The following is a 15381-nucleotide window of genomic DNA, read 5'->3' as shown; positions in this document are numbered from 1 at the left end:
GCCCCATCCGTGACAGCCGCCTCCACCGCCCATACAGACCAACTCATACTCAGGTCACATTCACGTATTGGCTTGACAGGATTACGCCACTGCCGTATTCTGCCCTCACCGGAATGGAAGCGCCGCTGGTGTGCTTGTTCACCGAACCGGAGGGAGCCGAGCGCCCCCACCCCTGTTTCAGACTGTGCCCTCGCCTGTGTCCGGTGGGGGCATGTGCTTTTGGGGAGATTTCTCTGGTCTCCGGGTGAAGACACACCGAACCGGACGCTTTCCCAGGGCGATTACACTGGCCGCATGACGGCTACCCAACAGCAGCAGAGTGTGGACCAGCTCAGCGTGAACACCATCCGCACGCTAGCCATCGACGCCGTGCAGCAGGCCAACAGCGGTCACCCGGGAGCGCCGCTGGGAGCCGCCCCGATGGGCTACGTGGTGTGGCAGCGCTTCCTGCGCCACAACCCCAAAAACCCCGAGTGGGCCGGGCGCGACCGCTTCGTGCTGTCGGCGGGGCACGCCTCCATGCTGATCTACTCGCTGCTGCACCTCACCGGGTACGACATGCCGCTCGACGACATCAAGAACTTCCGCCAGTGGGGCAGCAAGACCCCCGGCCACCCCGAGTTCTTCCACACCAAGGGCCTCGACGCGACCACCGGCCCGCTCGGCCAGGGCGCGGCGATGACGGTCGGGATGGCGATGGCGGAAGCCCACCTCGCCGCCCGCTACAACCGCGAGGGCTTCCCGGTCTTCGACAACTACGTGTACTCCATCCTGGGTGACGGCGACCTCCAGGAGGGCGTGAATCACGAGTCGGCGGCGCTGGCCGGGCACCTCCGCTTGGGCAAGTTGATCTGGCTGCACGACGACAACTCGGTGCAGCTCGATACCGCGACCGACAAGGCCGAGTCGGAGGACACCGCCGAGCGGTACCGCGCCTACGGCTGGGAGGTCTTGCGCGTCGAGGACGGCAACAACCTGGACGAGATCGAGGCGGCGATCCGGCAGGCGCAGGGGAACAAAGACCAGCCCACCCTGATTCAGGTCCGAACCATCATCGGGTTCGGCAGCCCCCGTGCGGGCACGAGCAAGGCGCACGGCGAGCCGCTGGGTGCGGACGGCGTGGCGGCGACGAAGGCGGCCCTGGGCTGGGATTACCCGCCCTTCACGGTGCCGGACGAGGTGCGCGCCCATATGGACGCGACCGAGCGCGGGGCGCGGCAGGAGGCCGAGTGGCAGGCCATGTTCGACCGCTACGGGGAGGCGCACCCCGACCTCGCCGCCGAGGTGATGGCCCTCCTCAAGCGTGAGTTGCCCCAGAACCTCGCTGACGCCCTCCCCAACTTCGAGGTGGGCGGCAAGGGCATCGCCACCCGGAACGCGAGCGGGGAGGTCATCAACGCGCTCGCGGGGGTCGTGCCCGGCCTGATGGGCGGCAGCGCGGACCTCAGCGGCAGCACGAAGACCACGATCAAGGACGGCGGCGAGCTGCTGCCCGGCCACTATGAGGGCCGCAACGTCTACTTCGGCGTGCGCGAGTTCGGCATGGCCGCCGCCGCCAACGGTCTGGCGCTGTACGGTGGCCCGCGTCCGATGGTAGGCACCTTCCTCGTCTTCGCCGACTACCTCAAGCCCGCCTTCCGCCTCTCGGCGATCCAGATGCAGCCCGTCACCTACGTCCTGACGCACGACTCCATCGGCCTGGGCGAGGACGGCCCCACCCACCAGCCCATCGAGCAGCTCGCCATGCTGCGCGCCACACCCAATGCCCGCGTCATCCGCCCCGCCGACGCGAACGAGACCGCCGCCGCGTGGCTGATGGCGCTGGAGCACGGCACCGGGCCCACGGCGCTGGCGCTCTCCCGCCAGGACCTCCCCGTGCTGCCCCGAAATCACGCGGGCGTGAGGAAGGGCGCCTACGTGGTGCGCGACGCCGAGGGCGCGCAGGTCATCCTGATCGCCAGCGGCTCGGAGGTCGGCCTCGCCCTGGACGCCGCCGAGGCGCTGAGCGGGGAGGGCATCCCCGCCCGCGTCGTCTCGATGCCCTGCATGGAGGTCTTCCGCGAGCAGGACGCGAGCTACCGCGACTCGGTGCTGACCCCTGGCGTGAAGCGCGTCGCCATCGAGGCCGCCAGCAAGCAGCCCTGGTACGAGTGGACGGGCTCGGACGGCGCCGTGATCGGAATGGAAGGCTTCGGCGCCTCCGCCCCCGCCAAGGTGCTGTTCGAGAAATTCGGCTTCAGCGTGCCGAACGTGGTCAAGGTGGTGAAGGGGATTCTGTAGGCGGTCGGTCTTGAGCGATCAGCAGAACAGTGGCGTCCACTTCCGTGAAGGGGTGGGCGCTTTTCTGGGAGCTGAGTTCTTCCTCCTCTGCTGCACAGCTCTGCGAGTTCCCCCTCCTGGGGGACTGGTACAGCTCGCACCGCGAGACTCGCAGAGCTGCTTGCAGAGGCTGGGAGGGGGGAACGCCAACGCCCTCCCCATGCCCTTCACTTTCAAAAAGAAGGGCGCCGAAGCCTCCGCCCCAGCGCCGCCCCTTCCTCTAGACCTTACGCCTCGGTCCCCAGATTGTCCTTCGCCCACTGATAGAACTCGGGCTTGTAGAATTCCAGCCGAATCTTCTTGTACTCCTTCGTCGAATACAGGATGGCGTGGTCGAGGCCGGGGGCGACCTCACGCTCGATGGCGGCGATCTTGCCGAACGCCTCCTCCTTGCTGCGCCCGTGGACCATCGTGAAGATCGTGTAGGGCCACTCGGGGTAGGTGGGACGCAGGTAGCAGTGCGAGACCGCCTTGAACTCGGCCATGCGGCGGCCCGTCTCGGCGACCTCCTCGTGCGGCACGGCCCACACGCCCATCGCGTTGAAGGTGAAGCCCGCCTTCTGGTGGCGGAAGACGGCGGAGACGCGGCGCAGGGCCCCCGCCTCCTTCATCTTCTGGGCGTGGGCGGCCACCTCGTCGATGCTCAGGCCCAGGGCGGCGCAGGCGTCCGCGTAGGGCTCCTCGGTCACTGGCAGGTCCTTCTGGAACTCCAGCACGAAGGCGCGGTCGAGGTCGGTCACCTGATAGCCGATGTTGCGGTCCGCGTTCGTGTACTGCGGGGCGGCCTTGGCGTTCCAGTCCTCCTTGCCGCTCATGTCGAACTCGACCCCGATCTTGAAGAGGTGCAGGGTAGGCATCAGCCGGGTCACCCGGGCGCCGCTCAGCTCGTGCAGCTTCTGGACGTGCGCCTCCAAGTCGCTCTCGGGCGGCACGGCGATGGTGTACCAGAGGTTGAAGCTGTGGTTGCGCTTGTAGTTGTGGCTGACGCCGGGGTGCCCGTTGACGATCTCGGCTCCCGCGTCGAGCTGATCCTCGTCGTGCACGGCGGCCACCAGGCTCGACTTGTACCCCAGCGTGCGGGTGTCGAAGATGGCGCTCACCTGCCGCAGCACGCCCTCCGCCTTCACCTCGCGCAGAATATCGAGCGCCTCGGCCTCCGTCAGCCCGACCTCCTCGGCAATGACGCGGTAGGGGCGCCGCACGATGGGAATATCGCGCTGGATGCGGTTGAGCAATTGCTCGCGCGGCGTCACCTGCGCGGGCGTGGGGGCGGGGGCAGTCATGCGCCCAGAATACGTCCGCGCCGGGCGGCAGAACGTCCCCGAACGACCGGTCGGGAGGCGCGCTGGGCGGAGAAAAGTGGGCACGCTGACCCTCTCCCGGATGGTCCACAATGCGGGCATGGTCACCGCAATCGTGATGGTCCAGGCCGAGCGTCAGCGTATTCAGGAAACCGCCGAGGCGCTGGCGAGCGTGCCCAGCGTGCGCGAGGTGTACTCGGTGACGGGCGAGTGGGACATCGTGGCGATCTTGCGCCTCGCCCGCTACGAGGACCTCGATGACGTGGTGACGGGGCACCTCCGAAAGGTGGACGGCATCACCCGCACCCAGACGATGCTCGCCTTCCGCACCTACAGCGAGGCCCTGCTCGACCAGGGCTTCGGCGTGGGGCTGGACGAGGGGGAAGGGGGAGGGTCATGACACGGGCATGGAAGGCCGCCTGAGCGGGGGTAGACTCTCAGAACAGGATCGGCGAAATCGGCGGCGATGGGAGGCAGGGTGACGGCAGCGAGGCAGACGACGGCGGGAACGGAAGACGAGTTCGTGACCCTCGATCTGGTGAGTCCGGTGGGGGCCATTCAGCGGGCGCTGGTCCTGGAGAGCGAGGCCCTCCCGGCTGTCCTCGCGGTGAAGGCGGCGGCGCCCGCTCTCCGGGAGCTGGGGCTGCGTCACCTCACGATCTCGGTTGGGCCGGGTGGCGGCCTGGTTCTGACGTGCCGGATTGATCCGAGCAAGGACGACGAGTATCTCCCCAAGCGTGATCTGGGTGTAGCATTGATGGTCGCCGCCCACACCGCCGGGGGATGGGTGGACGACCTCATCTTCCAGACGACAGATGCCCAGTAAAGCTAGGCACGAAGCGCAGGCTCAGCACAACAGGCGCATCCTCGACGGGCTCCCCGAGGATGCGCTCGACTGGCGAATCACCCTGATGACGTACACCGTCCTGCACGTGATCCGGGCACACATCAGCGACGTTCGACCCGGCTACCAGAACACCGACTTCAACTACGAGAGTATCCCGCGCACCCTTCAACGCGAAGTCCCCACGCCGCTTGTCGAGGTCGCCAGCGCCTTCGTGATCCTGAAAAGGCTCAGCCAAGCGGCTCGCTACGAGTGCAGGGACGAGCGGTGGCTGGTGCGGAAGCTTCCGGAAGCGCGGGCCGCCTACGACGACCTCCTGGAACGGATGCGCGTCCTGGGCATCTCTATCTGACTGTTCCTCACCGCCGCCCCGCCCGCCACAGCAGCACCAACCCCGCCAGCACCGCGATCAGGTCGGGCGCGTAGGCGGCCACGGACGGCGGCAGGGCCCCGTTCTCCCCCATCACCCGGAAGACGCTCCAGGTGGCGTAATAGGCGAAGCTCAGGAGCAGCGCCCACACCAGCCCCATATTGAGCCCGCTGCGGAAGGTGTACACGGCGAGGCTCACGGCGAAGAAGGCCAGCGCCAGCGCGGCGAGCGGTTCGGCGAAGCGGCGGTGCAGGGCGGTGAAGTCCTTGGGGGCGCGCACGCTCTGTTCCCGGTAGGTGCTTGTCCGCTCGATCAGTTGCGAGATCGGCAGGTAGATGGGGTCGAGCGCCGCGCTCCCGCCCTCGAAGCTCGCCTGCACGTCCTGCACGGGCAGGGTGCCCCGCGCGAAGGTCAGCACCGTGACGGGCCGCGCGTCCTGAAAGGTCTCCCGCCGCCCGTCCTCCAGCTCCAAGACGTTGCTGCCGGGCAGAAGCCGCCCGCGCCGCGCCGTGATCACCTCGCGGGGGGGAAGGCCCGATTGCATGGTCACGATCCGCAGATCGCGCAGCTCACCGCCCGGGAGCGCCCGCCCCACGCTGATCGCCCGGCCCAGGGCGTCGCGCAGCACCAGGCCGCTTCCGCTCGGCCCCGTCTCCCCCAACCCGATCACCCGGGGATTGTCGAGCACGATCTCGCGCTGCACGGCCTGCACGCGCACCTTGGCGCGGGTGACGAAGACCTCGCTCAGGGCGAAGGAGAGCACCGTCACCCCCGCGGCGAGGAGCAGCACAGGACGGAAGAGCCGCGAGGCCGGGACGCCCCCCGCGAGCGCGGCCTTGATCTCCGAGTCGGCGGCGAGGCGCGAGAGGGCGAGCAGGGTGGCGAACATCAGGGCGATGGGCAGCGCGGTGGCGACCGCCTCGGGCACGTTGAGGGCCACGAGCCGCGCGACGAGCAGCGGGTTCGCTCCCTTGGCGAGCAGCGGCGCGATGGCCGCCTCCAGGAGGCTGAGCAGCACGAGCACGATCACGGCGGCGAGCGCCCCGACGAGCGTGGGGAGAATCTCGGCGAGGACGTAGCGCTCGAACCTCTTCAGGGGAAATCTCACCGCAGCCTCCAGGCGCTCAGGGCGGCGAACAGCAAGAAGACGAGGTTGGGCAGCCACGCCGCGAGAGTCGGCGCCACCGCCCCCGCCCGCGCGAGTTGCGGCACGGTCGTCCACAGCACGTAGAACACCACGATGAAGACGAGCACCGCCGCGAAGGCCGCCGCCCGGTTGCGGATCAGGAGCCCCAGCGCCCCCGCCGCGAGCGCGAAGACCACGGGCGTCAGGGGATCGGCCACCCGCGCGGCGAGCTGGAAGGTGTCGTCGCGCCGCTGGGCGGGGCTGAGGTTCGCCGACCCCAGCCGCTCGCGCAGCCTCGGCGTGCTGACCTTGTTCGCGGGGGGCTGGGGCGGGCTCAGGGTGTCGCGCTGCGGGAAGACGAGGGGCCCCCTGACCTGCCGGGGGTCCTCGCCGGGGCGGGTGATCCAGGCGTCCGTCACCGTCCAGGTGCGCCCCGCCGTGTCCCAGGTCCCCGACTGGGCGGTGACCGTCTCCTCGCCGCGCTGCACGAGCACGCCGTCGAGCTGAGCCACCGGGCCGCCGGAGTCGTTGCGGACCCGGCCCGCGTAGAAAAGCGCCCCGGGCGGCGCGTAGGGGTAGTTGTCCTGGGTGGGGGGCGGCGGGGTGGTGCCGTAGATGCCGTACCACGCCCGGTCCCAGCGGTCGAGCCCGGCGGGCACCACGTACCCGGCATTCACGAACGCGACCAGCCCCACCAGCACGAAGGGCAACGCGAGCGGCCACACCAGCCCCAGGGGACGCCCGCCCGCCGCGAACATCGCCTTGAGTTCGCTGTCGCCCTGAAGCCGTCCGAAGGCGAGCAGCACCGCGAAGGGCACCGCCAGCACGAGTGCGCGGTTGAGGATGGTGGGCGCGAAGGCCCCGAAGGCGGTCAGCGCCTCCAGCGGGGTCGCGTCGTAGCCGAGGAGCAGGCCCACCGTGGTGCTGAGGATGTCGGCGAGCTGGAGGACGAGGAACAGGGCCAGTCCCGCCGCGTACCACCGCAACACCTCGCGCAGCACGGAGCGGATCAGGATGGCGGACACGGGCGGCATTCTAGGGGAAGTTCCCTGAGGGCAACTGAGGAGTCGACCACGGGGCGGGGGCGACGAAAAAGAGGCCCCACCGTCCTCGTGGTGGAGCCTCTTCTCAGTCGAGCCTCAGCCTGCCTTGGGCGTCATCGGGTGGTCCCACAGGTGCCGCTCGCGGCGGGCGACCTCCTCGTGCAGGCGCAAGATCGCCTCGTTGCCCTGGGCGCCGCGCTCGGCGATGGCGCGGGCGGTGGCGGTGTCGAGGTAGGCCAGCCGCAGCAGTTCCTCGCTGCGCAGGCCGTCGCGGGTGTGGCGCACGCCGCGCTCCCGGCGGATGGTGGCCGAGTCGGTGCCCAGCACGCTGCGGTTGCTGATCGAGCCGAGCTGGCCGTAGACGCGGCCCTCGCCGCCGTGACGCGCGACCGTGCTCATCAGGGTGCGGCGGGCTTCCGTGCTCTCCAGCCGGGCCGTGAGCCAGCGCCGGGCCTCGGGGTTCGCGTTGCGCTCGGCGATCTCGGCGGCCAGCCGCACGTCGCCGGTCAGCGCGCGGGCGAGCAGCGTCTGCGCCCGCTTGCGCCAGCGCCGCGCCTCGGGGGTGCCCAGCGCGAAGGAGAGCTGCGCAAACTCGGCGGCGCTGAGGGTCGCCTCGGGCCCCACCCCGAAGTCGCGCTCGGGGCTGGTCAGGTCGTGTTCTTCCGAAAAAGCCGTCCAGTCGGCAGGCATGGGGACGCCCAGGGTCGAGAGGGCCGCCCCAGCGTGCAGCAACCCGTCCGCGCTGGCGGGCAGGCGCTGCGTACCGAATTCCAGGGTGATGGGAGCCGTCTTCATGCGTATATCTTAGCACGGATTATGTTTTTGACGTAACAAGCTCGGCTTTGTCCGAGACGGAACGGAACGCTGTAAGTCGTGTGGGAGGGGCTTTTGAAGTTTGTCTTGTCATTCGGGACACCACGTTTTGCGGGCGAATTCTGTAGAAAGACCCCTCCAGAGAGGCCGTTTCTCCGTTGGGGACACGGCTGCCGACAGGGCCGGGCCCGCCTTACACTGCGCCTCAAGCCACAACCCACGCCCCACCCTTCACAGGAGGACGCGCCCATGACCGACCGCATCCCCACCCCCCAGAGCGTCCTCTCTCGCCTGCGCTACGACCCCCAGGCGGACATTGACCGCGCCCGCACGGACCCCGACGGCTTCTGGCTGAGTGAAGCGCAGGGCTACGAGTGGACGCGCGAGCCCACCACGGGCCTGACCTGGAACCACCCCGAGCACGGGTGGTTCACGGACGGCGAGACGAACATCACCCTGAATGCCCTCGACCGCCACGCGCGGGGAGAGGCGCGGACGCGGGCGGCCCTCGTCTGGGTCTCGGAGACCGAGGAGGCGCAGGTCCTCACCTACGGGATGCTGCACGAGCGGGTCGAGCGGGCGGCGGCGGGGCTGCGTTCTCTCGGCGTCGGGGTGGGTGACCGGGTGGTGATCTACATGCCGCTGACACCGGAAGGCTGCGTCGCCATGCTCGCCTGCGCGCGGATCGGGGCCGTCCACAGCGTCGTGTACGCGGGGCTGGGCGTGGGTGCGCTGCGGGACCGCATCACGGATGCCGGGGCGCGGGTCGTGATCACCGCCGACGTGGGCCACCGCCGGGGCAAGCTCGTGGACCTCTACGCCATCGCCGCCGAGGCCGTGGCCGATCTGGCGGGGGTCGAGCATCTGGTGCTGTGGGAGCGCATCAAGACCTTCTCGCGCGAACACGACGTGCGGACGGTGGCGTGGGAATCCCTTTTCACCCACGGTCGGGCGCCCGCCGTCCCGGTGCCCGCCGAGCATCCCCTCTTCGTGCTGTACACGAGCGGCAGCACCGGCAAACCCAAGGGTGTCGTCCACGCGCACGGCGGGTACATGGTGGGCGTGGCGTACCACCTGAGGGCTCTTTTCGACGTGCACCCCGGCGACGTGTTCATGTGCACGAGCGACATCGGCTGGGTGGTCGGGCACAGCTACATCGTCTATGGGCCGCTCGTGGCGGGGGCGACGGTCCTCTTCCGCGAGGGGGCGCCCGACTTCCCCGACCCCGGCGTGCTGTGGCGCACGGTCGAGCGCTACGGGGTGGACGTGCTCTTCACCGCGCCGACCGCCCTGCGCCTGTTCATGAAGCTGGGAGAAGGGGTGCTCAAGCCCTACGACCTCTCCTCGCTGCGGGTGATCGCCTGCGCGGGCGAGCCGCTGAACCCGGAGGCGTGGCGCTGGGCACAGGAGCAGGTCGGCGGCGGGCTGGGAGAGGGCGCGCACGGGGTCGTGATCGACAACTGGTGGCAGACCGAACTCGGCGGCCCGACGCTGGGCACCCACCCGCGCTGGCCCGCCCGCCCCGGCTACGCGGGGAGGCCCCTGGCGGGCGTGGAGGCCGACGTGGTGGACGAGGACGGGCAGCCCGTGCCGGACGGCACGCAGGGACACCTGGTGATCCGCCGCCCCTTTCCCTCCATGTTGCGCGGGCTGCACGGGAACCCCGAGAAGTACGCCTCGCTGTGGAACGCCAACCCCGCCGGGTATCTCAGCGGCGACCTCGCCCTGCGGGACGAGCACGGCTACATCAGCATCCTGGGGAGGGCGGACGACGTGCTCAGCGTGGCGGGACACCGCATCGGCTCGGCGGACGTGGAGGACGCGCTGGTGTCCCACCCCGCCGTGGCGGAGGCGGCGGTGATCGGCGTCCCCGACGAGCTGAAGGGCGAGAGCATCGTCGCGCACGTCATCCTGCGGGCCGGGCACGAGGACAGCCCCGGGCTGTGCGCGAGCATCACCGAGCACGTCCGGCGCGAACTCGGGCCCATCGCCGCGCCGGGGGCCGTGCATGTGGTCCCCAGCCTCCCGAAGACCCGCAGCGGCAAGATCATGCGGCGCCTTCTGCGGGCCCAGGCCCTCGGTCAGGACCCCGGCGACCTGACGACGCTGGAGGGCTAGGACGGCGCCGGAGCAGTGGCAGGCCAGGGAGGCAAGGGCCGTCCCCCTGAAGAGTGCGGCATCCCATGGCTGGAGGCGAGACTCCCCGCCAAATCCCGCAGGAAGACCGAAAGCCGGGGCTCACAGCGGGGCGCGGGGCGGCCCCTACACTCACCCCTATGCCCGCCGAACCCCACAGGCAGCGAGAGAAGGCGTGTGCCCGCTGCGGCCAGCCCTCGCCCGTCATGTACCGCGTGGTGCGCCGCGAGGAGGAAGGCTGGGTCTTCCTGTGTCCGCCCTGCCGCCGCACCGAGGCCGAGGACAATCCCGAATACCGCTACGGCGGCACCTGGAAGGCTGCCAAGGGCCGCGGCGGGTCGGCGTGACGGCAGGCAGTGAAGTGAGCAATAAAAAATCCGCCTCTCGGGCGGGGATAGAAAAAAGATAGCGCGGTATGCAGGCGGTGTCAAATCTTGCAGCCCGGTGGTAGAAGGAACCCGTGCAGACCCGAAGTCTCGGCTTTCCCGACGTGTTGCGGGCGCGTCTGGATCAACGCCTCGCCCCCCACGTCGCGCCGCTGAACGGCTGGGTGGACGTTCTCAGTGCCGAGCGGTGGACTCCCTCCCTCGACCCGGCGGACGGCGGGGTGGGGGCACGGGTCCTGCTGCTGCTCGAATCGCCCGGCCCCACGGCGAGTCTCACGGGCTTCGTCTCGCTCGACAACCCGAACGCGACCGCCGAGAATCTGACCTGCCTCCTGCATCTGGCGGGCTTGCCGCGCAGGCAGGTCGCCGTGTGGAACGCCGTGCCCTGGCAGATGAGCGCGGGCGGGGTCGTCGCCCCGGTGCGTGCCCAGTACGCCGAGGCCGCGCCGCTCACCCGGCACCTGCTCTCCCTGCTGCCGGAGTTGCGGGCGGTGGTGCTCGTCGGTCGGCACGCGCAATCGGCGTGGCCGCACGTCGGCTCTCCTCTTCCCACCTTCGCCTGCCCCCACCCCAGCCCCCAGAATTTCCACACCCGCCGGGACGAGGCGGGAAAGGCCCTGCTCGCGCTGCTGGACGCCCGGCGCGCCGCGCGCACTCCGGCAACAGGGCAATAAAAAAGCCGCCTTTCTGGCGGTGATGGAACTAAGGTATCGCGGAAGACAGCCGCCGTCAAACCTATGCGCCCGGCCCGTCGGGAGGTGGGGCGGCGAGCAACGGCCCGGTGGCACGCAGGATCGCCAGCAGGGGCACGACGCGGGCGCCGGGCACCCCGTAGCGGCCCCGGCCCTGCGGGGTCAGCCACCCGGCGGCCTGCAACTCGCGCAGGTGGTGGTAGAGCTTCCCGGCCCCGGCGAGGTCCGGCTGGGCCTGGAGGTCCGCCGTGGTGCGCTGCCCGTGCAAGACGGCGCGCAGCAGCGCGAGCCGCAGGGGATGGCCCAGGGCGGCGAGGGCGGGCGCGGCCTCCCCCCAGTCGGCGGCGAGGAGATCGGGGGCGAGCGCCGTCTCCTGCCAGCCGTACCGCTCGCCCGTGGGCAACTCGACGTGACCGGAGAAGAGCACCGCCCCCTGCGGATACCGGCCCGTCAGGGTATCGAGCGCCCAGAAGTCCTGGGCTGCGGTGGGCGGCGCGGCGGACCCTTCTCGCCCGGCCTCCAACGCCCGCACCCGCTCCTCCAGGGCGCGCAGGCGGGCTTCGAGGTCGGGGGCGTCGTTCACCGGGATGAGTTTACCGGCTCCGCAGGGCACCGAGCAGGCGCCGCGCCTCGCCCGGGAGGAGGGCGACCGAGAGCATGGCCCCTTCGAGGCTCTGCGTCAGCCGGCCCGCCTCGTTCGGCGGAATGCGGCGCAGGAACACGCTGACGACGAGCCGCTCCCCGGCCCGCGGGCCCACCTTGGGCGCGAAGGCAAAGGTATTGGTGAGCACGCCCGTCAGGCTCCCCCCCTTGGCGTACAGGGCCGTGAACGCCTGCGCGTTGTCCGGATTCACGCGCAGCGGCCAGCCCAGGTGGCGCCGCATGACCTCCAACTCGGTCTTGCCCAGGCCCGTTCCCGTCAGCACGCGCGCCATCAGCCCCGCGGAGTCGTTCGCGGTACCGCGCGGGTCGGTCGCGTCGGCCAGCCTCGCCTGCTCGGCGGCGGAGGGCCACGTCGGCAGGCGGGTCAGGTCCCCGCGCGCCTGCGCGTCCCGGCTCAGGTCGTTCGCCTTCGCCCAGTCCCGCGCGACCCGGGTCGCCAGGGGTTGCCCCGCGTAGACGTTCAGGGCGTCCGGCGCGGCCCAGTGGCCGACCATGCCGAGAATCGGTCCGAAGTCCTCCTGCCCGCTCAGCCCCAGCGCGCGAGCCGTCCCCGGAATGGCCCCCGGTCCCAGCCGCGAGAGGATCAGGTCGGCGGCGGCATTGTCGCTCGTCTCGATCATGAAACGGGCGAGGGTGTCGAGGGGCACCGTCCGTGAGCCGTCCCGCGCCCGCCCGTGCGCGTCGGCGGGGATGCCCAGCGCCTTCAGGCTCGCCGGGTGGGCGCCGCCGTCGATGCCGGGGACGTAGTACGCCTCCCACTCCGAGAGGCGCACGGGCGCCCCCGGGTCCAGCCGCCCGGCCTCCACCGCCCGCGCGTAGGCGGCGAGCAGCACGACCTTGCGCGTGCTGGCGAGCGGCATGGGCCGCTCCGCGTTCCACGCGAGCCGGTGCCGGGCCGGGTCGGGCGCGCCGTCCGCGCGAACGGCGTAGGTCACCACGGCCACGTCCCCCGGCTGCCTGCGGGCGAACTCCAGCAGCGGGGCCAGGGGGTCGCCTCCCTGCGCGCGGGCACACCCGGGGAGGAGGACCAGGGCCAGCAGAGGGAGCTTGCGCATGTCTTACAATATTTTGTAATTCTGTAAAACACAAGGGGCGGTGCGGTCGCACAGGCGCGGGCGTCTAAAACCCGGACTTCGCGGCAACCCGAATGGCGGGGAGGAACTCCCTCCCACCCCCGGGTCAGCCCTTGTCCCCGACGTGGATGGCCGCGATGCCGAAGGTCAGCAGGCGGTAACGGGTGCGGAAGCCCGTGGCGTGCATCAGCCCCGCCAGCCGTTCGGGGTCGGGGAAGGCGAGCACACTCTCGGGGAGGTAGGTGTACGCGCCCGCGTTGCCGCTGATCAGCGCCCCGACGCGCGGCAGGACGTGGCGAAAATAGACGCGGAAGGCCGAGCCGAAGAGGCCGGGGCGGGGCGGCGGGAATTCCAGCAGGACGAGGCGGCCCCCCGGGGCGAGGACCCGCCACATCTCGGCGAGGCCTTGCCCGTAGTCGGCGAAGTTGCGGAAGCCGAAGGCGCAGGTCACCGCGTCGAAGCTGCCGTCCGGGTAGGGGAGGTTCAGGGCGTCGCCCTCCTCCAGCCCGATCGTGAGCCCCCGCGCCCGTGCCTTCGCGCGCCCGATCTCCAGCATCTGCGGCACGAAGTCGCTCCCGACGACCTCGGCCTCCGGTGCCCGCACCTTGAGTTCGAGGGCGAAGTCCGCCGTCCCCGTCGCCACGTCGAGGAGGCGCCGAGGGCTCAGGCCGAGCGCCTCGCGGGCCGCCTCACGCCGCCAGCCGCGGTCCACGCCGAGGCTGAGCACGCGGTTGAGGAGGTCGTAGCGGGGGGCGATGGAGGCGAACATCGCCTGCACCTCGCGGCCCTTGTCGCGCGGCCCGCCGTGCCGGTTGCCCACGGGCGGGGTGGAGGGGGAAGAGGTCATGGCAGCGATGATAGGCGGGCGGGGCCGGGACACGTCACCGCAGCCGCAAGAGCCCCGCCGCCGTGGGAGAGAAGCCGCAGCCCGCGTAAAAGGCCGCCAGGTGGGGCCCGAAGTCCACGTGGAGCCAGTGCGCCCCGCCCGCCCGCGCCGCGTCCGCCGCCGTCCTCACGAACCGCGTGCCGACGCCGCGCCGCCGCGCGTCCGGGTGAACGGTCGTGTCGAGGAGAAAGGCGTGGACGCCCCCATCCCAGGCGACGTTCACGAAGCCGACGAGCCTCCCGCCCTCGTGCGCCGTCACCCAGGTCAGGCTGCGGGCGAGGACGGCGGGCCACCCCCTCCCGTCGCCCGGTTCTCCCCACGCGGCCCCCCGCAGGCGGCCCAGGGCGGCGGGGTCCACCTCGGCCCGGACGCGGTAGTCGGTCGGCGGCATGGGGGCAATGTCAGGCCCCGGGACAGGTCCCGGGGCGGTGAGAGAAAAGTGTAAGCGGGTGGTCCCTACACTCCGTTCAGGTCTGCCATGACGAATGCCGTGTACAACCTGACTGTGCGCACCCTGTCCGGCATCGTGTCCGAGCGGGCCGCCGAGACGATGCTGCGGGCGGCGCTGCGCGAGCAGGGGCTCGCCCCCGAGGGGGTCAGCGCCCGGGACATGCGGCGCGTGCTCGAAGGCCCGCTGCTGGGCAGGCTCTCCGGCGTGCTGCCCGCCGCGCAGGCCCGCGCCGAACTCGGGGCCCTCGCCCAGCAGCTCGCCCGGCAGGGCGCGCCCGCCCCCGCCGCCCCCGAGGGGGCCCCGGTCGCCGCCGCCTGGGACGAGCCGACGCTCACGGTGGCCGACCCCACCCGCTGGGACGACGGCCCCTCCCTGAGCGCCGACGACTTCGAGTTCGACGACCCCGACTACACCACGCCCCCCGGCGGTCGGACGTACGCGCTGGACGACCCCGCCGACCAGGACGCCCTGATCACGCACCTCGCCCGGATGGCGGGGGTGCAGGGGGTGCTCGTGTGCCGCTCGACGGGCGAGGTGCTGCGCGAGCGCTCGCTCTCCGGCGCGGCGAACCTGGGGGGCGTGATCGCGGCGACCGCCCTGCTCTTCCAGAAACGCGCCCTGCGGCTGATGTCCGCCGACCTCGGCGGGCGCACGGTCTGTATGCGGCCCCTGGGCGGCCACTGCGTGGCGGTCGTGGCCGGGCCGCAGGTCAACGTCGGGCGACTGCTCGCCGAATTGCAGCACCTCCGGGAGGCCCCGTGAACAGTTGCCCACCGCGTTCCCCCCAACCCCATTCCCCTCAGCCCCGTTCCCTGCGCCACGTCGCCGGAACCCTCGCCCTCCTCACCGCCCTCGCGGCGGGCCCGGCGGGCGCCCAGGACCTCGGGGCCTACCGCACCCTCGCACAGAGCCTGGACGCCGCCTCGCAGGTGCGGCCCGCCAGCGCCGAGCGCGCCCTGGGCCAGCTCGACCGCGCGGACACGGCCTACGCTCAGCTCGCGCCCACCCTGCGTAACCGCCAGCTCGCGGGCGGGCTGCAAGACACCCTGGGCCGCGCCCGGGGCGCCCTGGCCCGCACCCCCGCCGAGTTGCAGGCCCAGGTCCTGCTCGCCCGCGGCCTGATGCGCAAAGCCCTCTCCGACCAGACCCTCACCCTCCTCGCGGAGGCTCCCGGGGGCAGCGCCGCGCAGGTCCGGCTCCTGGGGCGCGAGTTCGGGCTGGGCGGCGCCGCGCAGGCCGCCCTCGCCGCGGACGCGGGGGCCGGGCGCCCCGAGCGGG

General features: G+C 71.4%; 16 protein-coding genes and 1 pseudogene. 9 read left to right on the top strand and 8 right to left on the bottom strand.

Translation table 11 applies throughout. The features are described from left to right. Nucleotides 1–294: 294 nt before the first annotated feature. Nucleotides 295–2280 (top strand): transketolase, encoded by a 1986-nt coding sequence (gene tkt / locus A7B18_RS13365; protein WP_102127198.1) that lies wholly within the window; start codon nt 295–297, stop codon nt 2278–2280. Nucleotides 2281–2546: 266 nt separating this feature from the next. Here the strand turns inward: tkt and ahbA are convergent, their stop codons facing one another. After that, entirely contained in the window at nt 2547–3602 is a 1056-nt protein-coding gene (gene ahbA, locus A7B18_RS13360) for a siroheme decarboxylase subunit alpha (protein WP_102127197.1), read from the bottom strand. A gap of 118 nt (nt 3603–3720) precedes the next feature. On the opposite strand from ahbA, the gene A7B18_RS13355 reads away from it, so the two are divergent. From A7B18_RS13355 to A7B18_RS13345, 3 genes are all read left to right on the top strand, one after another. Beyond that, nucleotides 3721–4020: an Lrp/AsnC family transcriptional regulator gene (locus A7B18_RS13355; RefSeq protein WP_102127261.1), complete on the top strand. Its 300-nt coding sequence runs from the start codon at nt 3721–3723 to the stop codon at nt 4018–4020. A gap of 78 nt (nt 4021–4098) precedes the next feature. Further along, a complete protein-coding gene (locus A7B18_RS13350) occupies nt 4099–4446 on the top strand; it encodes a hypothetical protein (RefSeq protein ID WP_102127196.1) in 348 nt (115 codons plus the stop codon). Beyond that, complete coding sequence (locus tag A7B18_RS13345) at nt 4436–4816, top strand: hypothetical protein (protein ID WP_102127195.1); 381 nt, start codon at nt 4436–4438, stop codon at nt 4814–4816. The genes A7B18_RS13350 and A7B18_RS13345 overlap by 11 nt, the downstream gene beginning before the upstream one ends. Before the next feature lie 7 nt (nt 4817–4823). Here the strand turns inward: A7B18_RS13345 and A7B18_RS13340 are convergent, their stop codons facing one another. From A7B18_RS13340 to ddrC, 3 genes are all read right to left on the bottom strand, one after another. Beyond that, a complete protein-coding gene (locus A7B18_RS13340) occupies nt 4824–5930 on the bottom strand; it encodes an LptF/LptG family permease (RefSeq protein ID WP_102127260.1) in 1107 nt (368 codons plus the stop codon). A gap of 8 nt (nt 5931–5938) precedes the next feature. Next, nucleotides 5939–6994 carry an LptF/LptG family permease gene (locus tag A7B18_RS13335; protein ID WP_102127194.1) on the bottom strand — a complete coding sequence of 352 codons (1056 nt, stop codon included), beginning with the start codon at nt 6992–6994 and terminating at the stop codon, nt 5939–5941. A 105-nt stretch (nt 6995–7099) separates the two neighbouring features. After that, nucleotides 7100–7798, bottom strand: coding sequence for a DNA damage response protein DdrC (ddrC, locus tag A7B18_RS13330; protein WP_102127193.1), 699 nt, complete (start codon nt 7796–7798; stop codon nt 7100–7102). A gap of 267 nt (nt 7799–8065) precedes the next feature. On the opposite strand from ddrC, the gene A7B18_RS13325 reads away from it, so the two are divergent. From A7B18_RS13325 to A7B18_RS13315, 3 genes are all read left to right on the top strand, one after another. Next, on the top strand, nt 8066–9934 hold the full coding sequence (locus A7B18_RS13325) for an acetate--CoA ligase (RefSeq protein WP_102127192.1): 1869 nt from the start codon (nt 8066–8068) through the stop codon (nt 9932–9934). 158 nt (nt 9935–10092) lie between these two features. Next, nucleotides 10093–10299 (top strand): hypothetical protein, encoded by a 207-nt coding sequence (locus A7B18_RS13320; protein ID WP_102127191.1) that lies wholly within the window; start codon nt 10093–10095, stop codon nt 10297–10299. A 113-nt stretch (nt 10300–10412) separates the two neighbouring features. Further along, a complete protein-coding gene (locus A7B18_RS13315) occupies nt 10413–11012 on the top strand; it encodes a uracil-DNA glycosylase (protein ID WP_102127190.1) in 600 nt (199 codons plus the stop codon). A 61-nt stretch (nt 11013–11073) separates the two neighbouring features. Here A7B18_RS13315 and A7B18_RS13310 read toward each other — a convergent pair whose 3' ends face one another. The 4 genes from A7B18_RS13310 to A7B18_RS13295 all read right to left on the bottom strand — a co-directional run bounded on the left by A7B18_RS13310 (nt 11074) and on the right by A7B18_RS13295 (nt 14043). Then, entirely contained in the window at nt 11074–11613 is a 540-nt protein-coding gene (locus tag A7B18_RS13310; protein WP_102127189.1) for a helix-turn-helix domain-containing protein, read from the bottom strand. A gap of 10 nt (nt 11614–11623) precedes the next feature. Beyond that, a complete protein-coding gene (locus A7B18_RS13305) occupies nt 11624–12748 on the bottom strand; it encodes a serine hydrolase (protein ID WP_102127188.1) in 1125 nt (374 codons plus the stop codon). 124 nt (nt 12749–12872) lie between these two features. Then, the gene (gene ubiE, locus A7B18_RS13300; protein WP_102127187.1) at nt 12873–13613 is read right to left on the bottom strand and encodes a bifunctional demethylmenaquinone methyltransferase/2-methoxy-6-polyprenyl-1,4-benzoquinol methylase UbiE; all 741 of its coding nucleotides are present in this window, start codon (nt 13611–13613) and stop codon (nt 12873–12875) included. A gap of 34 nt (nt 13614–13647) precedes the next feature. Continuing rightward, the gene (locus A7B18_RS13295; protein WP_102127186.1) at nt 13648–14043 is read right to left on the bottom strand and encodes a GNAT family N-acetyltransferase; all 396 of its coding nucleotides are present in this window, start codon (nt 14041–14043) and stop codon (nt 13648–13650) included. Between the two features lie 87 nt (nt 14044–14130). Here A7B18_RS13295 and A7B18_RS13290 point away from each other — a divergent pair, with 87 nt between their 5' ends. Then, a complete protein-coding gene (locus A7B18_RS13290) occupies nt 14131–14865 on the top strand; it encodes a roadblock/LC7 domain-containing protein (RefSeq protein WP_102127185.1) in 735 nt (244 codons plus the stop codon). Next, nucleotides 14862–15381: pseudogene (locus tag A7B18_RS13285) on the top strand (hypothetical protein); the annotation flags it as partial. The gene A7B18_RS13290 and the pseudogene A7B18_RS13285, both read left to right, overlap by 4 nt.

This window comes from Deinococcus planocerae (genome assembly GCF_002869765.1).
Classification (GTDB): Bacteria; Deinococcota; Deinococci; order Deinococcales; family Deinococcaceae; genus Deinococcus; species Deinococcus planocerae.
Note: the sequence above shows the minus strand (reverse complement) of the source record. Positions and strands in the feature narration are given on the sequence as shown.